This is a genomic window from Candidatus Allofournierella merdavium (genome assembly GCF_944382735.1).
Taxonomy (GTDB): domain Bacteria; phylum Bacillota; class Clostridia; order Oscillospirales; family Ruminococcaceae; genus Allofournierella_A; species Allofournierella_A merdavium.
In genome coordinates, this window is sequence record NZ_CALWND010000006.1 from 178740 (window position 1) to 201259 (window position 22520).

Below are 22520 nucleotides of genomic sequence, written 5' to 3' on the forward strand. Positions count from 1 at the left end.
AAAGGAGATCTTCGCAATGATGGAACAGTGGAACGGTTTTGTGCCCGGCGCATGGCAGAATAGTATCAATGTTCGGGATTTTATCCAAAAAAATTACAAACCGTATACCGGCGACGACAAATTTCTCGCCGGCCCTACCCCCCGCACCGACCGGCTGATGAAAAAGCTGAACGAGTTGATGGCCGCCGAGCGGGAAAAGGGCGGCGTGCTGGACGTGGACACCGAGACGGTCACCAGCCTGCTCACCTTCGCCCCAGGGTATCTGGACAGGGAAGACGAGCTGATCGTGGGCCTGCAGACCGACGCGCCCTTAAAGCGGGGCGTCAACCCCTTCGGCGGCATCCGCATGGCCCGCAGCGCCTGCGAGGCCTACGGCTACAAGCTGTCGGACAAGATCGAGGAGGAATTCCGCTACCGCACCACCCACAACGACGGTGTGTTCCGGGTGTACGGCCCCGAGACCCGGGCCGCCCGGCACTGCGGTCTCATCACCGGCCTGCCCGACGCCTACGGCCGGGGCCGGATCATCGGCGACTACCGCCGGGTGGCCCTCTACGGGGTGGACCGGCTGGTGGCGGAAAAACAAAAGGACATGGACGAACTGCACCGCCGGGACATGACCGACGACGTCATCCGCCTCATCGAGGAGGTGTGGCGGCAGATCGACTTTTTGAACAAGCTGGCCGAGATGGCAAAGGGCTACGGCTGCGACATCCGCCGCCCCGCCGCCACCGCCCGCGAGGCGGTGCAGTGGCTCTACTTCGGCTACCTCGGGGCCATCAAGGAGCAGAACGGCGCGGCCATGAGCCTGGGCCGCACCAGCACCTTCCTGGACATCTACTTCGAGCGTGACCTGGCCGCCGGCGCGCTGGACGAGCAGGGCGCCCAGGAGCTGATGGACCAGTTCGTGATGAAGCTGCGGATGGCCCGCCACCTGCGCACCCCCGCCTACAACGAGCTGTTCGGCGGCGACCCCATGTGGATCACCGAGTCGGTGGGCGGCATGGGCGAGGACGGCCGCACCCTCGTCACCAAAAATTCTTTCCGGGTGCTGCACACCCTCTACAACCTGGGGCCCGCCCCCGAACCCAACCTCACGGTGCTCTGGGCCGAGGCGCTGCCCGAGGGCTTCAAGACCTTCTGCGCCAAGGTCTCCTGCGACACCGACGCCATCCAGTACGAGAACGACGACCTGATGCGCCCCGTCTACGGCGACGACTACGCCATCGCCTGCTGTGTCTCCGCCATGCGGGTGGGCAAGGACATGCAGTTCTTCGGCGCCCGCACCAACCTGCCGAAACTGCTGCTCATGTCCCTCAACGGCGGGCGGGACGAGGTGAAAAACGAGCAGGTGGGCCCGGTGAGCCAGGTCTACCCGGGCGAGTATCTGGACTACGACGAGGTTTGCCGCCGGCTGGACTTCTACCGCGCCTGGGTGGCGCGGCTCTACGCCAACACCATGAACGTCATCCACTACATGCACGACAAATACGCCTACGAGAAGCTGCAGATGGCCCTGCACGACACCGAAGTGCACCGCTACATGGCCTTCGGCATCGCGGGCCTCAGCGTGCTGGCCGATTCCCTCTCCGCCATCAAATACGCCAAGGTGCGCTGCGTGCGGGACGAGGCCACCGGCCTCATCAAGGACTTTGCGGTGGAAGGGGAGTACCCCGCCTACGGCAACGACGACGACCGGGTGGACTCCATCGCCGCCGAGCAGGCCCGCCTCTTCTTTGAGGAACTGAAAAAGCACCCCCTCTACCGGAACGCCGAGCCCACCCTCTCGGTGCTCACCATCACCTCCAACGTGGTCTACGGCAAAAAGACCGGCGCCACCCCCGACGGCCGCAAGGCGGGCGAGCCCTTCGCCCCCGGCGCCAACCCCATGCATGGCCGGGAGAAGAGCGGCGCGCTGGCCAGCCTCAACTCGGTGGCGAAGATCAAATACGATTGCTGCAAGGACGGCATCTCCAACACCTTCTCCATCCTGCCCGAGGCCCTGGGCAAGACCGAGGCCGAGCGGTGGGGCAACCTGGTGGTGCTGCTGGACGGCTACTTTGCCCAGATGGCCCACCACCTGAACGTGAACGTGATGAACCGCCAGATGCTCCAGGAGGCCTACGACGATCCCTCGAAATACCCGAACCTCACCATCCGGGTCTCCGGCTACGCGGTGAACTTCCACAAGCTCAGCCGCGAGCAGCAGCGGGAGGTCATCCGCCGCACCTTCCACAGCGCGATGTGAGGCCGCGCAACGCCGGCCCCGGCGGCCCCGCGCACAAACCATCCGGCACGGCCCTTCTGCGGGCGCACCGCCCCGGCGGCCGCCTTTGCCCCGAAAGGAGGAAAATCCATGGAACCTTCCGCCCCCGTCGGGCGCGTCCACTCCTTCCAGTCCCTCGGCGCGGTGGACGGCCCCGGCCTGCGCTATGTGGTGTTCTTCCAGGGCTGCCCCTTGCGCTGCGCCTACTGCCACAACCCGGACACCTGGGCCTTTGACGGCGGGCAGCAGGTCACGGTGGAGGATGTGCTGCAAAAGGTGCGCCGCTGCGCGCCCTACATCAAGAAAAAGGGCGGCGTCACCCTCACCGGCGGCGAGCCGCTGGCCCAGAGCGGTTTCGCCGCGGCGCTGCTGGCAGCCCTTTCGGCGGAGGGCTACCACACCGCGCTGGACACCTCCGGCGCGGCGGGCCTGGAAACCGCCGCAAAGGTGCTGGAACACACCGACCTGGTGCTGGCCGACCTGAAATTCACCACCGAGGAGGACTATCGCCGAAACACCGGCGGCAGCCTGGCGCACACGCTGGAATTTCTCGACCTCTGCCGGAAGATGGGCCGCCCGGTGTGGCTGCGGCATGTGGTGGTGCCCGGCCTCAACGACGGCCCCGCCGCGGCGGAACGCCTGGCGGCGCTGGCAAAGCGGTATGAGAATGTGGAAAAGGTGGAACTGCTGCCCTTCCGCAACCTCTGCATTGAAAAATACGCCGCCCTGGGCATCCCCTTCCCGCTGCAAAACACCCCCCCGGCGGGCGAGGAGCACCTCAGGCCCTTTTACGCGGCGCTGGGCCACCTGGCCGCACCGGCGAAATAAAAGAGAAGCGCCCTTTGGAGAAACTCTCCAAAGGGCGCTTTCGCGTCTGTCACTTTTGGGGCCGCCGGGGATTTGCGCCAGGGGCGTCTTTGCCCCTCTGCGCGCCCGGCTTTCTGCCGCCGGGCTTTTTCTTTCGCACGCTCCAGCCGAACTTGCCCAGCTGTTTGCCCAGGGCGTAGTAGTCCCCGTGGGCGTAGGCCAAAAGGCCCGCCTTTTCCAGGTGCAGCTTGCCCGCGCTGTCCAGCAGGGCCTCGTCCACATCCACCGCCACCACGTCCGCCAGAAACAGGTCGTGGCTGCCCAGCTCAATGCGCTGGAACACCCGGCACTCCAGATTCACCGGGCTCTCCGCCAGCAGGGGGCAGCCCACCTTGGAGGCAGGGGCGGCGTGCAGGCCCATGGCGGAAAACTTGTCCAGTTCTCTGCCGCTCTTCACGCCGCACCAGTCCACCGCCCTGGCCAGCGCCACGGTGGGCAGGTTGATGACGAACTCGCCCGAATCCCGAATGAGGCCGTAGCTGTGGCGGGTGGGCCGAACAGAAATGGACACCCGGGGCGGCTGGGTGCACACCGTGCCCGCCCAGGCGATGGTGATGAGGTTGGCGCTCTGCCCCTCGCCGCAGCTCACCAGCACCGGGGGCACCGGGCCCAGCAGGGCGCTGCCCGGCCAGGCCAGCTTTTTCTCACTCATGGGCGCCCTCCCCGAAGGTGGTCTCGCTGATGATGTAGCGGGGCCGGGCCTTGGTCTCCATGTAAATTTTGCCGATGTACTCGCCGATCACCCCGAGGCAGAGCAGCTGGATGCCGCCCATGAAGCAGACGATGGAGATGGTGCTGGCCCAGCCGGCCACCGTGTGCCCCAGCAGCGCCGCCACCACCGCCCAGATCACCCCGATGAAGCTGATGCAGGAGACGAATATGCCAAAGCCGGTGATGAGGCGGATGGGCTTCACCGACAGGCTGGTGATGCCGTTGAAGGCCAGGGCCAGCATCTTCTTCAGGGGGTAGTGGCTTTCGCCCGCCAGCCGCTCGGCCCGCTCGTAGTACACGCTGGTGCTCTTGAAGCCCACCAGCGGCACCATGCCCCGCAAAAAGATATTCACCTCTTTGAAGTTGGCAAACTCCTTCAGCACCCGGCTGCTCAACAGGCGGTAGTCCGCATGGTTGAACACCACCTGCGCCCCCATCCAGTTCATCAGCTTATAAAAACTCTCGGCGGTGAAACGCTTGAAAAAGGTGTCGGTGTCCCGCCTGGAGCGCACGCCGTACACCACGTCGCAGCCGTCCAGATAGGCCTTCACCATCTCGTCCATGGCATTGATATCATCCTGGCCGTCGCAGTCGATGCTGATGGTGATGTCGCAGCGGTCCTTCACTGTCAAAAGCCCTCCCAGCAGGGCGTTCTGGTGGCCCCGGTTGCGGGAGAGGCAGATGCCCTCCGCCAGCTCCTCTTTTGCGGCGAGATCCCGGATGATGGGCCAGGTGTCGTCCTTCGAGCCGTCGTTCACGAACACCGCCCGGCTGCCCGGGGCGATGAGGTTTGCGGCCATCAGGTCCCGCAGCTTTTGCAGGAACATGGGGGCGGTGACCGGCAGCACCTGCTGTTCGTTGTAGCAGGGGATGACGATGTACAAAACCGGAAGTTTCTCCATTTTCTTTCCTCCAAAGCCTCAGCGCTGGTATTCCCGGGCGAGGGCCGCCCGATCCAGGATCTTGAAGCTGTTTTTATAGGTCTCGATCAGGCCCTGGGCCCGCATCCGGGAGATCTCCCGGCACAGGGCGCTGCGCTCGCAGTTCAGATACTCCGCCAGCCCCGCCCGGGAAAAGGGGATGGAGAAGGTGTCCGCCCCGGCGGCCTTCGCCTGCCCCAGCAGATAGGCACACAGTTTGGAGCGCAGGCTCTTCAGGATGAGCAGGTCCACCCGGCGGCTCAAATCAAAATATTTCTCCGAGATGGTGCGCACCAGGTTCTGCATCAGCTGGCTGTGCTCCGGGTGCATCGCGGCGCAGGGGCACAGCAGCTTGCGGCAGGAGATGAACATGGCCTTGGCGGCGCTGCGTGCGGTCACCGTCACCGGGCTTTTCACCGTGCTGCCCGCCAGCACATCCCCGAACACGCTGCCCGGAGAAAGGTCGGTGATGGCCACGGCGGAACCGTCCGGCGTGGTCTTCAGGGCGGTGGCGCTGCCCTCCAGCAGAATGCCGATCTCGCCGGTGTCGTAGCCGGCCAGCAGCAGGATGTCTCCCTTTTCATACCGGCGCACCGCCGGCGCGAAACAACCCAGCAGCCGGGTGAGGCCCTCCGGGGGGATGTCCGCAAAAAGCGGCGTGCCCGCCAGCAGGGGATAGTATTCTTTCACCGGCCCCGCTCCTTTCCCTGCCAAAGATAAATAAAAAAATCACAACTGTTGCGCAGGCAACAGCAATCCGATTCTTATTATAGTAAAATCAACAGGGAAAAGCAACGCAAAGTGGGGCGAAAGCGCCCCGGGAAAGGTGGAATTTTCATGAAACAGTACTACACCCGCTTCCTCACCCGCACCGCGCTGCTGCTGGCGCTCTGTGTGGTGGTGCAGCAGTTCAAGACCGTCAGCCAGTTCATCACCGGCCCGCTGGTGAACCTGATCCTGCTGCTGGCCGCCCTGGCGGTGGGCCTTGGCAGCGGGCTGTGCATCGCGGTGCTCAGTCCCATCCTGGCTTTCCTCATCGCACCTAGCCCCGTCATGCAGCTGATGCCCCAGCTCATCGTGCTGGTGGCGGCGGGCAACGCCGTCCTGGTGATGTGCGCCTGGGCGCTGCGCAAACAGGAAAAACTCTTCTGGCTGGGCTTTCTTTTGGGCGCGGCGGCCAAGGTGGCCGTGATGGCCGGCGGGCTGCAATTCGTGCTGCTGCCCCTCTTCGGCGGCGTGCTCAACGAAAAGCAGGTGGCCACCGTCAGCACCATGTTCGGCGTCAACCAGTTCATCACCGCCCTCATCGGCGGGGTGCTGTGCACCGTGCTCTGGCCGCTGCTGCGCAAGGTCAAGGGCTTTGTGCTCCAGAAGGCGTAATATCCCTTTGTGAAAAACTGCCTCTGCCCGCTGGGGCAGGGGCAGTTTTGCGCTGTGCAAAGAACCGCGAAAAAATTTTTCGCGGTTCTTTAATTTTGCCGGGGCTGGGCCCTATAAACCGGGTGCAAGACAAAAAAGCGGCGTGCCCGCCCCGGGCCGGCAGCGGACGAAAGGGCCGGCGGCGCCGCAGGGAGGAAACTGCCCCCCGCTGGCAGAGGAGAAAGGAGTTCTCTTATGAAAAAGCAAATGGGTTTGATGGCGGTGCTCTGCGGGCTGCTCTTTATGACGGCCTGCGGCGCGTCCCCCGCCTCGGATGTGAGCGCTGCGCAGCCCGCCGACAGCGCGGTGGCGGCCAGCGCCGACCGGGGCACCGGCGGGGAAAAGAAAGCGGCCGCCCCGGCGTCGGAAAAACAGACTGGCGCCCCCGCCGGCAGCACGCCTGCCGATAAGAGCAGCACGGCCCCGGAAAAGCCGGCGGCCTCGCCGGAGGCCGCCGGCAATGAAAGCGGGGCCGCCGGGGCGAAGACGGCCGTCAACGACAAGGCATCCGGCGGTTCCGCCGGCAGTGCGGCGGGAGGAAGCGCCCCGTCCGGCGACGGGGCGGCCCAGGCGGAAGCCGCCGCCCCCGCGGCGGAGAGCGGCCAGGACAGCCAGGCGGCCCCCGTCACCGAGCCGTCCGCGCCCGCGCCCACCCCTGTTCCCGAGGCGCCGGCGGACGACGGCAGCGCCTCCGGGCAGACGGCGCATCCCAACTACTACGACGAGAACGGCAACCTGATCCCCGGCGCGCTCAACGGCACCGGCATCACGGAGGTCCCGCCGGAGTATGTGGGGTCGGGCGTGAATCCCTGGGCGGGCGGGGCCGCCGGGCAGGGCGGGGACGCCATCATCCCCGGCGACGGCAGCTGGGCGTTCGACGGCGCCAACGCCACGCCGGACGAGGCGCCGCTGCCCCCGCCGGTGGAGGAGTGGACCATCTACGACCCCTCCACCGGCGTGACTACCGACTGGGAGGGCAACGTCATCTCCCAGGAACCGGTGGAGTGAACCGGAACAACCCGGACCAAAACAAAAGGGCCTGTGCCTTGCGGCACAGGCCCTTTTGCTTGGTCACTTTTTCTGTTCTTTGGCCCGCACAAGCTCGATGGCCTCCTTGCCGGTGATGTGGTCGATTTGCATCTCCAGCATGCACAGCGGCTCCCAGTCCCGGTCGACGGCCCGCTGCAGGCCCTCGGCGGTGTCCTGGGGGGCGTATTTGCGGCCCAGCTTTTCAATGGCCGCCCGCTTTTCGGCGGCGTCCTCGATCACCCGGATGGTGCCAAAGACGATCACGCTTCGAAAGTAGCTGGTATATTCCTCCGGCACCAGCTTGTCCTGATCCACAACACAGAAGGAGGCCCTGGGGTTTTGCCGGATGGCGTCCAGCTTGTGCCCGCTTTTGGCGCTGTGAAAGTACAGTTTATCTCCGTCAAAGACATAGCTGAGGGGAACGGCATAGGGATACCCCTCGTCGCCCGCCAGGGCCAGCACACCGCAGCTGCCCCGGCGCAGCACCGCGGCGGTCTCCTCCGCGCTCAGCAGCTGCTTTTTTCGGCGCATTTCTCGAAACATACAACACCTCTCCCTGTTGCAGTAAAGTGGCAGCCGCGCTCCCGTGGCGAATGGGCGCGCGGGCGTTTGGTCAGAGTATAACATGCCGCACGCAAAAAGTCAAGGCGCCGCCGGCAGCGGGCCGACCCCGCCACCGAACATTCGACCGCCCTTCAGTGCCTGTGGGGAACATGCAAACCGCGCCGCCGCAAAAACTGCGGCGGCGCGGCGGGAAGCGGGTCCGCGGGCGGCGGCTCAGTTCACCTTTTTCTGAAAGGTGGTGGGCTCAAAGGAGCCGATGGCGTGGCAGACGTCGCACACGTCCGGCCGCTTTTCGTAGGTGGCGCCGCAGAACATGCAGCGGTAGCCCTCCACCGTCACCGTCTGGGGTTCGGCGGGCGCTGCCGCGGCGGGGGCAGCCGGCCGGGGCGCGGCCGCCTTGTCGCTGCTCAGTTTGGCCAGAGCGGCCAGAAAACGGAACTCGTGGTCCTTTTCGATCCGGGAGATCTGCTCAAAGAGAAGTCCGACCTCCTCAAACCCCTCCTCCCGGGCGATCTTGGCAAAGGAGGGATACATGCTGCTCCACTCGCCGTATTCGCCTTGAATGGCCTCCTGCAGGTTGGCCGCGCTGCTGCCCACCCCTTTCAGGTGATGGTAGAGCAGCTGCCCGTGCACGCCCTCGTTCTGGGCCATTTTTTCAAAGAGTTCGGCCACCTCTTCGTGCCCTTCCTTGCGGGCCTTTTCAGCAAAAAAGAGATATTTGTTGCGCGCCATCGACTCGCCGCTGAACGCCGCGAGCAAATTTTGTTCGGTCTTGGATCCTTTGAATTCCATTGCTGTGCCTCCAAACAATATTGAGAATTGTTATTGTATATAATACTACTCCCGTTTCCAAAGATTGTCAAGTGGGCGGAAGAGCGGTGCAGTTCGGGGAATCGTCCGGGCCGGGGTGCCCCGGCCCGGACAGGGCGTGTGAAATGGCTGCGTCAACAGGGCAGGGGGAACATGAGCGCGGTCTCGTGCCCGCGCAGCACCGGGCACGAGACCGCGCCGCCGGAACGCACCGGAAACGCAGATTCCGGCAAGAAGACGAAAAAAGAAATCAAATTTTATTATGTATTACATAAATTTGTCTGTATTGACGAAATGAGAGGGAGATTCCCGTTAAAAAGTGCGTATTTACAAGAAGGAAGTTTTAAAATAAAAATGACATTTGATTTCATTTTTATATCGGACATTCACAGCGGAAAAATACGAAAAGGAGAGAAGAAGTCATGGAAAACAAGAAAAAATTGCGATTCCGGCGACGGTAGGTATTGCAAGTACCTGGTTTGGCATGCACTGCGGCTCGGGCTTTGCCACAGGCACCCAGTACACCATTTATTACAGCAAGTATGGCTGGCTGGCCCTGATCATGCCCATCTTCACCTGGGCGCTGATGGGGATCGCCTTTTATTTTATCTTCGAATACAGCCGGGTCACCAAGGTGACCTCCTACAAGGACTATGCGTCCAGGGTCTTCCTCAAGCGATTCTCCATTGTGTTCGTGATCCTGCTGGACCTCTGTTCGCTCTTCGCGCAGATCCTGGGGGCTTCCGGTATTCTGGCCGGTTCCGGTTCGCTGTTCCAGGATTACAACGTCAATTACTGGGTCGGCGTGGCGGCCGCCGGCGCAGTGGTGCTGGGAATGGTGATTTCCGGGGCGCGGGCAATGATGCGCTACTCCACCTACCTGACGCTGGGCCTGCTGATCTGCATCCTGATTTTGGGCATTGTGGGCACGGCCCAAAACTGGACCAACCTGGTGCAGGTCATCGGCAACCGGGAAAACGACGGCGGCAGCTTCTGGAATGCCCTGGGCTCCGCCATGACCTACGCGGGCGTTCAGATCGGCTCGATGTTCGCTGTGTGCTCCATGGCGCCTGAGCTGAAAAACAACAAGGAATCCGCCAAAACCGCCTTCGGCGGCGCGCTGCTGAACCTGATCATGCTTCAGATCCTGGGCCTGGTGATGATCGCCAACTATCCCGGCATCAACAGCGAGACCCTGCCCGTTTTGAGCGCGATGACCGCGATCAACGTGCCCATCCTGCGGCACATCTACGCCGTCATGCTCTTCCTGGCGCTGGTCTCCACCGGCGCGGGCTGCACCTTTGCCATTGTGACCCGTTTCAAGGGGTATGTGGTCAAACTTCTCAAGTGCAGCGAAACCGTGGCCAGTTCCATCGTGGCGATCCTGCTGATGGCCATCAGCGTGTTCGGGTCGCAGTTCGGCCTCATCGCGATCTTCTCCACCGGCTACGGCTATCTGTCCAAGATGGCGTGGCCCCTGGGCATCCTGCCGGCGGTCATCATCCTGCCCATCCGCCTGTACTACCTGAAAAAGAGCAACGGCAAATACGACTATCCCGCAAAGGCCGAAGAGGCCCAGGGCTGACAGCAAGCCGCGGGCAAAGGGCTTTTGACGGCGGGGCCCCGCTGTGACAGGGCCGCGGGCGGACCCGCCGGATGAACCGGATCAGCGACAACAGAGAACCCCCTGGCACAGGGCGCTCGTCCCTGTGCCAGGGGGTATCGTTGAAGAAGGGGGGGCCCAGGCCCAGGACGGGCTTGCGGGCATGGGCGGGCGCCGGCTCCGGCCGCCGGAAGGAGGATCACAGCAGCTCGGAAGCCTGCAGCTGTGAAAACACCGGGCGGCACTCCTCATACAGCTTTGCCAGCACGTTCTGGATCGTTGCGGCCAGAAGGGGGATGTTCTCGGCGGTCACCTGGTAGATGGTGCCGCTGATGCTGATGACAGCGAACACCTCCCCGTTGGAGATGTTCACCGGCAGGGCGACACAGCGCATGCCGAGCAGGGCCTCTTCGTCGTCCACGGCGTACCCGAGGGACTGGATCTTTTCCATGGCGGTTTCCAGCGCCTGCGGGGTGTACAGCGTTTTGGGCGTTACCGGCACCAGGTGATTCGCCTTATAGTAGCGCTCCCGCTCCTCCTGGGGCATGCCGCTGAGGAACACCTTGCCGCTGGCGGTGGAATACAGGGGAAACGACTGGCCAAGGTGGTGGTAGATGCGCACCATATGGCTGGTGGAAACCACCTCGTCCACAAAGGTCACGGCGTCGCCGTTGCGCACCGAAAGGGCGGAAGAAAGGCCCGTCTGCCGGGCGATCTCCGCCAGATAGGGGTGGAGCAGCTGGTTCAGCGAAAGGTTCTCCCGAATGGCCGTCCCCGCCCAAAGAAGCTTGTAGGTGAGCCCGTAAAGCTGCGTTTCCGGGTTTTGATACACATAGCCGTTTTCGATCATGGCATTCAGGATGCGCATGGCGGTGCTGGCGGATACGCTGCTTTTCTCGGCGATGTCGTTCAGGCGCATGGCCCTGCCGGTGACGGCAAGGGTCTCCAGGATCCGGAACATCCGGTCGATGGACTGGTTGGAGGAGGTCTTTTTCATAAATACACCTTGGTTCCGAAGAAAAATATTGTTGATTTTATGATAGCACATCCCCCAAACAGGTGCAAGACAAACTGAAATCAGGCAAAATCGCATTTCAAAATTAAGCGGCGGCCCGCGGCGGGGCAAAATGAACCGCGAGGGCGCGCCGCCGGAGGGGATTTGCCGGGAAAATCGGGCGGGTTTTGTCGAAAAGAACCAAAAACCAGGCCCGATTCTCTCCATAGTGGCCCGCGGTGTCTCTTGATGCGGGGGCACGCTTGCACTACAATTTTATTATAAAAATGAAATCAAATTTCAAAATTGCAAACAGGGAGGGGAATGAGACGCCGAATACGCACATTGTCGTGGGGCACTATGGCAGCGGCAAAACCGAATTTGCCGTGAATTACGCGCTCCAAAAAAGAAAAACAGGGTGTGAGGTGGCGCTTGCCGACCTGGACATCGTAAACCCGTATTTCAGGGCCCGCCAGGAGGCGGATATGCTGAAAGAGCGGGGGATCCACGTTGTATCCAGCAGCCTGGGCAACGACTGGCGGCAGGATCTGCCGGCGCTCAGCGGCGAACTGCAGTCGTTCTTTGTGGAGAGCGGCCGGGTCAACGTTGTGGATGTGGGGGGCGACGCCGTGGGGGCGCGGGTCCTGGCCCGGTTCGGCGACGCCATCGCCGGATGCGCCCATGACCTGTGGCTGGTGGTGAACGCGAACCGCTACGAGACGCAGACGGCGCGGCAGGCGGCGGCGTTCGCGGCGGACATCATGAACACCTGCGGCCTCCGGTTCACCGGCGTGATCAACAACACCCACATGCTCCGGGAGACGGAGATGGAGGACATTCTGCGCGGCAGCCGTGTGGTACAGGAGGCCTGCTCCCTCCTGAACGTGCCCTGCGTCTACACCGTGTGTCCCGAACACCTGCTGGAGCCCTGCCGGGAGGCTCGGGGGCACATTCCCGGCGAGTTGTTTCCCATCAAGCTGTATATGCGGCCTTCGTACCTGTGAGCACCGGGGGCGGAAAAGAAAAGGAGAAAAGATGAAAATACGCGCAAAAATGGAGATCGACACGGAGAGATGCAAGGGCTGCGGCCTCTGCGTTTCCGTCTGTCCGCTGAAGATCATGGAGATCGACAGGAGCGTCACCAACCGGAAGGGCTATCACGCCGCGCGCAATACCGCCATCGACCGGTGCATCGCGTGCGGAAACTGCGCGAGCACCTGCCCGGACGCGGTGATCACGCTGGAAAAAGAAGAGGGCTGACGGAGAAAGGAAAAGCTATGGCAAGAATACTGTTTAAAGGCAACGAGGCAATCGCGGAGGCGGCGCTGCGCGCCGGCGTCGACGCGTTTTTCGGCTATCCCATCACCCCGCAGAACGAGGTGCCGGAGTACCTGGCGCGGGAGATGCCCAGGCGAGGGGGCATCTTCCTGCAGTCGGAGAGCGAGCTGGCGGGCATCAACATGCTGCTGGGGGCGTCGGCGGCCGGCGCGCGGGCGATGACCAGCAGTTCCGGGCCGGGCCTGTGCCTGATGCTGGAGGCCATCTCCTCCATGGCGCTGACCCGCCTGCCCGCCGTTATTGTGGACGTGGTCCGTTCCGGGCCGGGCATGGGGGACCTCTCCCCGGCGCAGGAGGACTGGAAGCTGGCCGGCAACGGCGCCTACAAGATCCCCATTCTGCTGCCCGGCAACGTGCAGGAGCTGGCAAACATGGTCTTCGAGGCGTTCGACATCGCCGACCAGTACAGCACCCCGGTGCTGGTCCTGGCCGACGGGATGCTGGGGCAGATGATGGAACCGGTGGACTTTGACAAGCTGCCGGCCCCCCGGAAGGACCTGCCCGAGAAGACCTGGCGGCTGACCGGTACGCGGGAAAAGGGATACCGCACGATGATGCAGCTGACCTACGGCCATCCCCTGACGGAGTTCACCGACCGGTTCGAGCGGGAGACGATGCCGGCGATCATCGCCAATGAAACCCGGTATGAGGCCTATGGCCTGGAAGACGCGGATGTGGTGATCACCGCTTACGGCACCGCCGCCCGCATGGCAAAGGCCGCCGTCAAGGAACTGCAGACCGACCTCAAATTCGGCTTTATACGCCCGATGACGGCCTGGCCCTTCCCCCGGGAGCCCTACGAGAAGATCGGGCGCAACTGCAAGGCGGTCTTCTGCCCGGAGATCAACACCATCGGGCAGATGATCGACGATGTGCGCATTGCCGTGGCCGGCCGGATGCCGGTCTACCACGTCGGAAACACCGCTGCCGGCCCCTTGAACACGGAAAACATTGTGGATGCGCTGCGCGCGTATCTGGAGGAGGTAGCGAAATGAGCGTGGTTTACAAGCGAGCGAAGTGCCTTACCCCGGTGGAGTTTACATATTGCCCCGGCTGCGGCCATGGGATCGCCACCAACCTGATCGCGAAGGTGATCGACGAACTGGGGATCCAGCAGGATACCATATCCGTGTCCTCCGTGGGGTGCGGCGGCATGAACCCGCAGTTCTTTGACACCGACACCATCATCCCGATGCACGGCAGGGCGCCCGCCACGGCCACCGGCATCAAGCGCATTCATCCGGACAAGTTCGTCTGGACCTACCAGGGCGACGGCGACCTGGCCTCCATCGGCACGGCGGAGATCGTCCACGCGGCGCACCGGGGGGAAAAGATCACCGCCATCTTTATCAACAACGCCACCTGCGGCATGACCGGCGGGCAGATGGCCCCCACCACCCTGGTGGGGCAGCGCACCACCACCTCGCCCTACGGCCGCGACGAGGCGGTGAGCGGCCGGCCGATCCGCATGAGCGAGCTGCTGGCCACCATCGACGGGAGCAAGTTCATCGCCCGGGTCGCCATCGACACCCCCGCCCACATCCGCCAGGCGCAGAAGATGATTAAGCGGGCCTTTGAATGCCAGCTGCAGGGCCTTGGATTCTCCATGGTGGAGGTGCTGTCCACCTGCCCGACCAACTGGGGCATGACGCCCGCGGAAGCGATGGAGTGGCAGACGGAGCACAGGATCCCCTATTATCCGCTGGGCATCTTCAAAGATTACGAGTGAAAGGAGACGCGACCATGGTAAATGAAAAATTGATCGTGGCCGGATTTGGCGGCCAGGGCGTGTTGATGATCGGCAAGATGGTGGCGATCTCCGGCATGGAAAACGGCCTCGAGGTCAGCTGGCTGCCCTCCTACGGCAGCGAAATGCGGGGCGGCACCGCGTCCTGCAGCGTGAACCTGTCCACCGACCCGGTGGACTCTCCCACGATTTTGAAACCCACGGCGCTGATCATCCTGAATCTGCCCTCGCTGCTGAAATACGAGAGTTGGGCGGTTCCCGGCGCCAGGATGCTGCTGAACAGCTCTCTGGTGGAGGAAGAACCCACCCGCACCGACATCCGCGTCTACAAGATCCCGTTCAACGAGCTGGCCACCCGGGCGGGCAACGAGCGGGCGATGAACATGCTGGTGGCGGGCGCCTACGCCGCCATCACCGGCTACATCACGCTGGAAAACCTGTGCGACGCCATCGACCACACGTTTGTGGACAGCAAGGCAAAGTATGCCGAGGGCAACAGAAAGATGGCCGAACTGGGCTACAAATACGCGAAGGAGCACTTTCCGGAGTGACGAGGTGGATACAATGTACAAGATTCTGGTGCTGAACCCCGGCTCCACCTCCACCAAGGTGGCGTACTATGAGGACACGGTCAGCGTGAGCGAGCGAAACCTGGAGGTGGATCGGGCCGCCATTGCAAAAATGGAAAACATTTTTGACCAGATGGACCTCCGGAAAGAGGCGATCCGGAAATTCCTGGAGGAGGAGCACATCGACCCCGGGGAACTGAGCGCCGTCGTCTCCCGGGGCGGCGGCGGCAACCTGATGTCCGGCGGATACCTGATCGACGAAAACCTGGTGCAGCACTGCCACGATTACGACACGCCCCACGCGTCCTCGCTGGGGCCGGTGATCGCCTATGAGTTCGGGAAAAAGTACGGGATCCCGGCGTTCATTTACGACGGGGAGGGCGTGAACGAATTCATCCCGGAGGCGCTGCTCTCCGGCTTCAAGGAGTTTCCCATCGCGCCCGGCTCCCACACGCTCAACGCGAAGGCCGCCGCCCGCATCGACGCGAAAAAACTGGGTGGAACGATGGAGGATTACAACATCGTCGTCTGCCACCTGGGCGGCGGGAGTTCCACCTCCGCCCACCGCAAGGGCAGGCTGATCGACTCCACAAGCGACGCGTACAGCGCGGAGCGCGCCGGCGGCGTGCCCTTCATGGCCCTCATCGGATTTGTGGCGGGCTGTTTCAGCGGCCGGTACTCCCAGCGGGATATCCTCAGGATGATCATGGGCGGGGGCGGGCTGGTGGCCTACCTCGGCACCAGCGACCTGCGGGAGGTGGAGAAGCGGATCGACGCGGGGGATGCACAGGCAAAACTGGCCTTCGACGGCATGGCGTATGCCCAGGCAAAGGACATCGCCGCCATGGCGTCCACCATGGACATGGAGGTGGACGCCATCGTGCTCACCGGCGGAATGGCCTACTCCGGGCGGCTGGTGCAGGCCATCACCCGCCGGGTCAGCAGGATCGCCCCGGTCATCGTGGCCGCCGGGTCGCACGAGATGGATTCCCTTGCCGGGGGCACCGTCCGCCTGTTGAACAGGGAGGAGAAGTATCACAGGTTCGGCAAAGACAGTTCGGAGGATGCGTATGTCTGAAACAAGAAAAATCCGGGTGGATCTGGACAACCACCACGTCCATCTGCGGCAGGAAACCGTGTACCGGCTTTTCGGGGACGGGTATGTGCTGCCGCAGAAAAAGGATCTGGGCGGCGGCGAGTACGTCTCCACACAGACCATCGCGGTGCAGGGGCCGAAGGGGAAGATCGAAGGGGTGCGGGTCATCGGGCCCCACCGGCCGTTCGACCAGGTGGAACTGCTGGCCAGCGACGCCGTCAAACTGGGCGTCAGCGCGCCGATCGCGGAGTCCGGCGATCTGGCGGACGCCTGCGAACTCACCCTCGTCGGCCCCGCGGGCTCGGCGACGCTCCGCTGCGGGATCATCGCGGCGCGTCACGTCCACATCGCGACAAAGCTGCTGGAGGAACTGGGCCTGAAAAACGCCCAGGCCGTTTCCATCACGTCCGGCGGCCCCCGGTCGGTGACCTTTCACAACGTGATCGTGCGGGAGAACTCCGACAGCGATCTGAGCGTTATCCACATGGATTTTGAGGAGGGAAACGCCGCCGGGGTGAAAACGGGCGATTTTTTGGAATTGGAGTATTGAAAATGAAGTTCAACAGCCATCATTTTTGCATCAAGGCAGCCGATCTGCAGCGCTCCATGAAATTCTACCAGGAGGCGCTGGGGTTTGAGGAGCCGACGATCATCCGGCACATGCCGGGCGTCACCTCCTGCTTTTTGCAGGCGGGCGACCGCAACCTTCGGATCCAGCTTCTGGAGGGGGCGGGGCCCGCGGAGGGCGGCGCCGGATACGGCCACCTGGGGATGCAGACCGACGACATCCGCAAGAGTTTTGAGTTCCACGAGGGCCTCGGCTGCGTCAGCGACAAGATCGTGGAGCAGCCCTATCAGTTCGGCTATTTTATCCAGGATCCCGACGGCTACAAGACGGAGATCGTGCAGTTGAAAAATTAGCACGAGCAGTATAAAAAGGAAAGGAAGGGTCCCATGAAAATCACAAGCATCGATATTCTGAAAGCGATCGTCGATTCCCCCACGCCCGGATGGTTCCCGGTCTGCGTCCGGATCAACACCGACGAGGGCATCTGCGGATGGGGCGAGTCCGGCATCCCCGTGATGACCGGCCGCGACGCCACCATGGTGCTGATCTCGGAGATCGCCCCCTATATCCTGGGGATGGATCATCTGGAGCACGCGGTGATCTGGCAGAAGCTGTACCACGGCGCCTACTGGAGCTATGGCGGTGGCCCCATCCCCTTCGCGGCGATCAGCGCCCTGGACATTGCCCTGTGGGATATCAAGGGCAAGGCCACCAACCAGCCGGTCTATAAACTGCTGGGCGGAAAAGTCAACCCCAGGATCAAGGCCTATGCCAGCCAGATCCAGCTGGGCTGGGGCCCTGTGGACCACCCGATCGTGGCCCCGGCAGAGTATGCCCAGGAGGCGAAACGCGCCATCGCGGACGGGTATACCGCGGTGAAGGTGGATCCGCTGTGGACCGACGACAAGGGCCTGTGCACCAACCCGCAGCGCATCTACCGCACGGACAATTCCAGCTGGGAGTGGAAAAAACTGGCACCAAGTACCAGCTGAAGACGGTCTCCGACCGTGTGGCCGCCGTCCGCGAAGCGGTGGGCGACAACGTCGGCATCGTGGTGGAGCTCCACGGCATGACCGATGTGAACACCTCCATCCAGATCGGGCGGGAACTGGATCAGTACGACTGCCTGTACTACGAGGAGCCCGGTCAGTCGATGGATTACCGCTATGTGAAAGAACTGCACGACAATGTCAAGACCTGCACGGCCACCGGCGAGCGGATCGGTTCTCTGTGGGGGTTCAAACCCTTCATTGAAAACCGGGCTATCGACGTGGCGCAGCCGGATCTGGGCGTAGTGGGCGGCATCACCGAGATGAAAAAGGTGTGCGATTTCGCCAATGCCTACGACGTGGGCATCCAGATGCACTGCCTGGGCGGCCCCATCATGTGCGCCGCCACCCTGCACGTCGAAGCCGCCATTCCCAACTTCGTCTACCATGAATGCCTGCAGTGGAACACCCTGCCGGTGTTCACCAAGATCGGCAAGTACAACGACATGCTGCTGCCGAAGGACGGGTATTTCGAGGTGCCCGACCGCCCCGGCATCGGCCAGGAGCTCAGCGAGGAGGCGATCGCCAGTTCCGAGGTCATCCAGATCAAATAACATCTGCGCCCCGTCCTCCCGAAGGGCTGCCCGCCCAGCGCGCCGGCAGCCCCCGGGGCCGGATGGCGGAGCAACGGCAAAAGAAACGGCCGCCGCGGGGCGTTGCGGAGGCAGTGCCGGTTTGATGCCATAAAAAAACAAATCCGAACCCGTCGCCCACCGGCGCAAGGTTCGGATTTGTTTTGTTTGGTGAGCCATCGGGGATTCGAACCCCGGACACCCTGATTAAAAGTCAGGTGCTCTGCCAACTGAGCTAATGGCTCTTAATTTGAACTACAGCTTAACAATTATAGCAACCGCCGGGCTGTTTGTCAACACCGATCGTGGAAAAGCCGGGGCGTCGGGGGGCGACAACAAAGATTTTTTTTGAAACGGTGAAATTTTTTGCCCGTCTGCCACGTATAATTGTTACAAAGAGTTTACAAAACGGGCAAAAATGAGTATGATAAAAAAGGATACCACGTTTCAGCAAAGGGGGGACCGCCCATGAAACGACTGCCCGCGCGGGCGATCGCGGTGCTGTTCAGCGCGTTTGTGCTGATCGGCTGCACCGCCAGCCGGCCGGAAGAGCCGCAGGCCACGCCCACGCCCCAGCCGGACGCCGCGCCCGAAACTCTTGTGGAATACGAAGTGCCGCAGGACATCAATCCCTACACCGGCATGCCCCGGGGCGAAAACTACCCGCTGGGCCGCCGCGGCGTGGCGGTGATGATCAACAATGTGCGCGCGGCCTGGCCCCAGAGCGGGCTGAACAGCGCCGATCTCATCTACGAGGTCGTGACCGAGAGCGGCATCACCCGCCTGATGGCCGTCTATCGCGACTACTCCGCCATGCCGGTGGTGGGGCCCATCCGCTCCGCACGGGACCAGCATGTACAGCTGATGCTGCCGCTGCAGACGCTCTATGCCCACATCGGCACCTCCAACATCGCGGCACAGTACCTGGATCTCTACAAATACACCGAGACCAAGAGCATCGACGGCAAATACCGCAACTTTTACTGGATCGACGCCGAGCGCCGCAAGACCAAGGGCCAGGAACACTGTGTTTACACCGACGGCCCCACCTTCGCCGCGGCGGTGGAGCAGTTCGGCCTGCAGGTCTCCACGACCTATGAGCCGCCGCCGGTGTTCGACTTCGTGCGCTACGATCAGCCGGCCCGGCAACTGACGGGCGGCGAGGCGGGCGAGGTCTATCTGCGCTTCTCCGGTTATGCCGACGCCACCTTCCGCTACGACGCCGCCTCGGGCAAATACCTCAAGTGGCAGTATGATCAGCCCCAGACCGACGCGGCGGACGGCGGCGCCCAGTACGGCGCGGACAACGTGTTCGTGCTCTTTGCCCGGATCGACAAATACCCCGACGGCGTGCTGGCCCATGTGCAGTTCGGCCAGGGCGCGGGGCTCTACTTCAACGGCGGGCGCTACGAGCGGGTGCGCTGGATCAAGGAAGACCCGGCCAGCCCCCTGCGCGTTGTGGACAACGAGGGCAAGGAGATCGACATAAAGGTGAACCCCGGCACCAGCTACATCGCGGTGGTGGCGGACGAGCAGATCGAAAACTGCCGCATCGACGGGCTCGCGCTGGAAGAGCTTTTCGGCGGTTGACCGCGATGAAAATTTGCCGGCCAGGTTGCCCCCGGGCAGCGGGCCTGCTATAATAGAATCTGGAACCGGGCGGCGAGCCGCCTGCAATAAAAAGCGGAATACGAGGGAACAAATTCATGAAACGTTTGTTGTGCATCCTGATGGCGCTGACCATGTCGGTCAGTCTGTTCACCGCCTGCGGCGGCGACGAAAGCGGCACCACCTCCGGCGGGTCGACCAAACCGGCGGTGCAGGCCACCCCCGAGCCTACCCCCGAACCCTACGAGGCCAACGTGCTCACCGGCTATGAGAAGACCGCCGATTATCCCGAAGGCCAGCGCATCACCGCGGTGATGGTCAACAACATCCAGACCTGCCGTCCCCAGCGGGGCCTGTCGGCGGCGGATATGCTCTTTGAGATCAAGGTGGAGGGCGGCATCACCCGTTTCATGGCCCTCTTCACCGACTACAACCAGATCCCGGACATCGGCCCCATCCGCTCTGCCCGCGACCAGTTCTTCCGCCTGGTGCTGCCCTGGCAGCCGCTCTATGTCCACATCGGGCAGAGCGTGGTGCAGAAGGAGTATATCACCAACTACAACTACGACGAGTGGAACCTGGAGGGCAACTTCGACGGCAACCTCTATTACCGCAACCGCGACCGTGTGAACTGGGCGGGCAACCATGTGGACACCGAGCACACCGCCTACACCAACGGCCAGCTGATCGCCGAGTATGTGGAGCGTCACGACGTGGACGACCGCCGCAGCTATAACTCCACCTTCTTCGATTTCGTGGACTACCGCGAGCCCGCGAAGATCCTCACCGGCGAGAATCTGGACACCGGCACCCCCGACGCGGGCCGTGTGACCATCCGTCATTCCCAGTCCTACCGCACCCAGTTTGACTACGATTCCAGCCTGGGCCAGTACGCCATGGCCCAGTGGTATTACAGCAAAGGGTCCTACATGGACACCATCGACGAGAACAACGGCCAGCAGCTGATGTTCGACAACCTGCTCATCCTCTTCGCCGACATCCACACCTATCCCGGCCACGAGGCGAAGGATCTGCAGTACGCCGAGTACGGCTGGGGCGGCGTGGGCTACTACTGCTACGGCGGCAAGATCGAGCGCATCCGCTGGCAGAAGGGCACCCCGCTGGACACCCTGCGCATCGTGGACTTCGACACCGAGGAGCCTTTTGAGATCAACTGCGGCAAGACCTATGTGACCGTGGTGGACGAGGACGAGATCCCCGGTTTCACCTGGGAATCCCTGGAGACCGCGGTGGACGTGCAGGAAGCGCCCGGCACCAACGACTTTGTGGAGAACGAGGATTAAATCTTAACGCAGCCTGGGGCCCCGGCCGGTATCGGCGGGGGCCCTTTTTGAACAGAATAAGGAGAACACATCCATGAGATTTGCAAAGCGAGCCGCCCTGGCGGTTCTGGCCGCGCTGGTCCTGGCCGGGTGCGGCTTTATGCCCGGCGGCCCGGCCGGCAGCCCGGCTCCCCAGAGCCAGCCCGCCGGCGTCAGCCAGCCGGCCGAGCCCACCCCGGAACCCCACACGGCCAGCGCGGTGATGCCGCTGCCCGCCGCGGGCATCAGCGCCCTCACCGGGCGCCAGGCGGAAAACCCGGGGGAGAGGCCGGTGGCGGTGATGGTGTCGGGGGACGCGGCGGCCCGGCCCCAGTGGGGCATCGGCACCGCGGACCTTTTGATCGAGGCCAACACCGGCGGCGAGAGCACCAGCCTGATGGCGGTGTACGACAGCTGGCAAAAAGCGGTGAAGGTGGGGCCGGTGTGCCAGGGGCGGGACCTGTTCCTGCAGCTGGTGATGCCGGTGAACGCCATCCCCATGTACATCGGCAGCGACATCTACACCTCCAACCTGGTGAACTGGTACACCTACCAGCCCCTTGACGGCCTTTACATCGGCGTGAACGCCTACAACCTGGACGGCGAGCGGGACCAGACCGCCCCCGAGGAACTCAGCTGGTATGCGGATGCCCGCCTCATCCAGAGCGCGGTGGCGTCCTACGGCCAGTCCACCCAGGGCGACACCCCCACCTTCTTCTATTTCGATGAGGCCGCCGCGCCCGCCAATACCGGCGGCTACCGGCTGGAGATCGGCTATGGCGCCCAGCGCGCCGCCCAGCTGGTGTATCTGCCGGAGGAAGGGCGCTACTGCCTGCGGGAGAACGAGCAGGATACCACCGACGCCGCGAAGGAGGACGGCCTGGTGCGCTTTGACAATGTGCTGCTGCTGATGGCCTCCTCCGGTTTCAAGGATGACGGCGTCACCCGCGATTATGACCTGACCGGCGGCAGCGGATTGTACCTCTGCGGCGGCGGCGCGGTGCAGATCACATGGAAAAAGGGGGAGGCGAACCAGCCGCTGCAGCTGTTCGACGCGGCGGGCGAGTCCCTCTCCCTTCGCCCGGGGAGCAGTTACATCGGCGTCTGGGGCGGCTTTACGGGCCAGAGCCTGCGCCTGCTGGACGCCGCCGGCGCCGAGCAACCTCTGCCGGCGACCCCTGCCCCCATGACTCCGGCGGCGACCCCGGTGCCCGCGACCCCGGCGCCGACCCCGGCGCCGACGCCTGCGCCGGAGGCCCCCACGCCCGAGCCTGCCGCGCCCACCCCGGTGCCCGCGGCCTCCGCGCCCGTGGACCCAGCGGCGGCCTCCGCGCCCGTGGACCCAGCGGCGGCCTCCGCGCCTGCGGCCCCGGCGGCGACCCCCGCGCCCACACCCGCCGCTGCGACGGCCACCCCCATCCCGGTGCCCGCGGCGCCCAGCGCCCCTGCCGCTGCGGTGGGCTGACGG

General features: G+C 63.4%; 24 protein-coding genes and 1 tRNA gene. 18 read left to right on the top strand and 7 right to left on the bottom strand.

Features of this window, described 5'->3' with window-relative positions:
• Window positions 1-16: 16 nt before the first annotated feature.
• A complete protein-coding gene (gene pflB / locus ACH2A7_RS06645; RefSeq protein WP_394960895.1) occupies window positions 17-2248 on the top strand; it encodes a formate C-acetyltransferase in 2232 nt (743 codons plus the stop codon).
• Between the two features lie 108 nt (window positions 2249-2356).
• Window positions 2357-3094 (top strand): pyruvate formate-lyase-activating protein, encoded by a 738-nt coding sequence (gene pflA, locus ACH2A7_RS06650; RefSeq protein WP_394960896.1) that lies wholly within the window; start codon window positions 2357-2359, stop codon window positions 3092-3094.
• Between the two features lie 49 nt (window positions 3095-3143).
• Here pflA and ACH2A7_RS06655 read toward each other — a convergent pair whose 3' ends face one another.
• The 3 genes from ACH2A7_RS06655 to ACH2A7_RS06665 are packed head-to-tail and all read right to left on the bottom strand — an operon-like array spanning window position 3144 to window position 5454.
• A complete protein-coding gene (locus tag ACH2A7_RS06655) occupies window positions 3144-3785 on the bottom strand; it encodes a flavin reductase family protein (protein ID WP_394960897.1) in 642 nt (213 codons plus the stop codon).
• Entirely contained in the window at window positions 3778-4746 is a 969-nt protein-coding gene (locus ACH2A7_RS06660) for a glycosyltransferase family 2 protein (protein ID WP_394960898.1), read from the bottom strand. Before ACH2A7_RS06660 ends, ACH2A7_RS06655 begins: the two co-directional genes overlap by 8 nt.
• A gap of 18 nt (window positions 4747-4764) precedes the next feature.
• Window positions 4765-5454 carry a Crp/Fnr family transcriptional regulator gene (locus ACH2A7_RS06665; protein WP_394960899.1) on the bottom strand — a complete coding sequence of 230 codons (690 nt, stop codon included), beginning with the start codon at window positions 5452-5454 and terminating at the stop codon, window positions 4765-4767.
• A 147-nt stretch (window positions 5455-5601) separates the two neighbouring features.
• Here ACH2A7_RS06665 and ACH2A7_RS06670 point away from each other — a divergent pair, with 147 nt between their 5' ends.
• Window positions 5602-6144: an ECF transporter S component gene (locus tag ACH2A7_RS06670; protein WP_394960900.1), complete on the top strand. Its 543-nt coding sequence runs from the start codon at window positions 5602-5604 to the stop codon at window positions 6142-6144.
• Window positions 6145-6378: 234 nt separating this feature from the next.
• Entirely contained in the window at window positions 6379-7191 is an 813-nt protein-coding gene (locus tag ACH2A7_RS06675; protein WP_394960901.1) for a hypothetical protein, read from the top strand.
• A 63-nt stretch (window positions 7192-7254) separates the two neighbouring features.
• Here the strand turns inward: ACH2A7_RS06675 and ACH2A7_RS06680 are convergent, their stop codons facing one another.
• Together ACH2A7_RS06680 and ACH2A7_RS06685 are read right to left on the bottom strand one after the other, a co-directional pair.
• Window positions 7255-7755, bottom strand: coding sequence for a pyridoxamine 5'-phosphate oxidase family protein (locus ACH2A7_RS06680; RefSeq protein ID WP_394960902.1), 501 nt, complete (start codon window positions 7753-7755; stop codon window positions 7255-7257).
• A gap of 234 nt (window positions 7756-7989) precedes the next feature.
• A complete protein-coding gene (locus tag ACH2A7_RS06685; RefSeq protein WP_394960903.1) occupies window positions 7990-8568 on the bottom strand; it encodes a rubrerythrin family protein in 579 nt (192 codons plus the stop codon).
• A 502-nt stretch (window positions 8569-9070) separates the two neighbouring features.
• Between ACH2A7_RS06685 and ACH2A7_RS06690 the strand changes: the two genes are divergently transcribed.
• The gene (locus ACH2A7_RS06690; protein WP_394960904.1) at window positions 9071-10171 is read left to right on the top strand and encodes a hypothetical protein; all 1101 of its coding nucleotides are present in this window, start codon (window positions 9071-9073) and stop codon (window positions 10169-10171) included.
• 217 nt (window positions 10172-10388) lie between these two features.
• On the opposite strand, the gene ACH2A7_RS06695 is transcribed toward ACH2A7_RS06690, so the two are convergent.
• The gene (locus ACH2A7_RS06695; protein ID WP_394960905.1) at window positions 10389-11186 is read right to left on the bottom strand and encodes an IclR family transcriptional regulator; all 798 of its coding nucleotides are present in this window, start codon (window positions 11184-11186) and stop codon (window positions 10389-10391) included.
• A gap of 482 nt (window positions 11187-11668) precedes the next feature.
• Between ACH2A7_RS06695 and ACH2A7_RS06700 the strand changes: the two genes are divergently transcribed.
• From ACH2A7_RS06700 to ACH2A7_RS06745, 10 genes are read left to right on the top strand one after another with little or no spacing between them, the layout of a single operon-like run.
• Window positions 11669-12187, top strand: coding sequence for a hypothetical protein (locus tag ACH2A7_RS06700; RefSeq protein ID WP_394960906.1), 519 nt, complete (start codon window positions 11669-11671; stop codon window positions 12185-12187).
• 31 nt (window positions 12188-12218) lie between these two features.
• On the top strand, window positions 12219-12443 hold the full coding sequence (locus ACH2A7_RS06705; RefSeq protein WP_394960907.1) for a 4Fe-4S dicluster domain-containing protein: 225 nt from the start codon (window positions 12219-12221) through the stop codon (window positions 12441-12443).
• Between the two features lie 17 nt (window positions 12444-12460).
• Complete coding sequence (locus ACH2A7_RS06710; protein ID WP_394960908.1) at window positions 12461-13516, top strand: 3-methyl-2-oxobutanoate dehydrogenase subunit beta; 1056 nt, start codon at window positions 12461-12463, stop codon at window positions 13514-13516.
• Window positions 13513-14250, top strand: a complete 738-nt coding sequence (locus tag ACH2A7_RS06715; protein ID WP_394960909.1) for a thiamine pyrophosphate-dependent enzyme — start codon at window positions 13513-13515, stop codon at window positions 14248-14250. Before ACH2A7_RS06710 ends, ACH2A7_RS06715 begins: the two co-directional genes overlap by 4 nt.
• A 14-nt stretch (window positions 14251-14264) precedes the next feature.
• Window positions 14265-14819, top strand: a complete 555-nt coding sequence (locus ACH2A7_RS06720; RefSeq protein ID WP_394960910.1) for a 2-oxoacid:acceptor oxidoreductase family protein — start codon at window positions 14265-14267, stop codon at window positions 14817-14819.
• A 13-nt stretch (window positions 14820-14832) separates the two neighbouring features.
• A complete protein-coding gene (gene buk / locus ACH2A7_RS06725; RefSeq protein WP_394960911.1) occupies window positions 14833-15915 on the top strand; it encodes a butyrate kinase in 1083 nt (360 codons plus the stop codon).
• The gene (locus ACH2A7_RS06730) at window positions 15908-16483 is read left to right on the top strand and encodes a PduL/EutD family phosphate acyltransferase (RefSeq protein WP_394960912.1); all 576 of its coding nucleotides are present in this window, start codon (window positions 15908-15910) and stop codon (window positions 16481-16483) included. The genes buk and ACH2A7_RS06730 overlap by 8 nt, the downstream gene beginning before the upstream one ends.
• A 2-nt stretch (window positions 16484-16485) precedes the next feature.
• Window positions 16486-16854 (top strand): VOC family protein, encoded by a 369-nt coding sequence (locus tag ACH2A7_RS06735; RefSeq protein WP_394960913.1) that lies wholly within the window; start codon window positions 16486-16488, stop codon window positions 16852-16854.
• A gap of 33 nt (window positions 16855-16887) precedes the next feature.
• Window positions 16888-17493 carry a hypothetical protein gene (locus ACH2A7_RS06740; protein ID WP_394960914.1) on the top strand — a complete coding sequence of 202 codons (606 nt, stop codon included), beginning with the start codon at window positions 16888-16890 and terminating at the stop codon, window positions 17491-17493.
• Window positions 17463-18104, top strand: a complete 642-nt coding sequence (locus tag ACH2A7_RS06745) for a mandelate racemase/muconate lactonizing enzyme family protein (protein ID WP_394960915.1) — start codon at window positions 17463-17465, stop codon at window positions 18102-18104. The genes ACH2A7_RS06740 and ACH2A7_RS06745 overlap by 31 nt, the downstream gene beginning before the upstream one ends.
• A gap of 187 nt (window positions 18105-18291) precedes the next feature.
• Here ACH2A7_RS06745 and ACH2A7_RS06750 read toward each other — a convergent pair.
• Window positions 18292-18367 (bottom strand) — tRNA-Lys (locus ACH2A7_RS06750).
• A gap of 223 nt (window positions 18368-18590) precedes the next feature.
• Here ACH2A7_RS06750 and ACH2A7_RS06755 point away from each other — a divergent pair.
• The 3 genes from ACH2A7_RS06755 to ACH2A7_RS06765 all read left to right on the top strand — a co-directional run bounded on the left by ACH2A7_RS06755 (window position 18591) and on the right by ACH2A7_RS06765 (window position 22517).
• Complete coding sequence (locus tag ACH2A7_RS06755; protein WP_394960916.1) at window positions 18591-19712, top strand: DUF3048 domain-containing protein; 1122 nt, start codon at window positions 18591-18593, stop codon at window positions 19710-19712.
• A 116-nt stretch (window positions 19713-19828) separates the two neighbouring features.
• The gene (locus ACH2A7_RS06760) at window positions 19829-21034 is read left to right on the top strand and encodes a DUF3048 domain-containing protein (protein ID WP_394960917.1); all 1206 of its coding nucleotides are present in this window, start codon (window positions 19829-19831) and stop codon (window positions 21032-21034) included.
• Between the two features lie 73 nt (window positions 21035-21107).
• Window positions 21108-22517 (top strand): DUF3048 domain-containing protein, encoded by a 1410-nt coding sequence (locus ACH2A7_RS06765; RefSeq protein ID WP_394960918.1) that lies wholly within the window; start codon window positions 21108-21110, stop codon window positions 22515-22517.
• The last annotated feature ends 3 nt before the right edge of the window (window positions 22518-22520 follow it).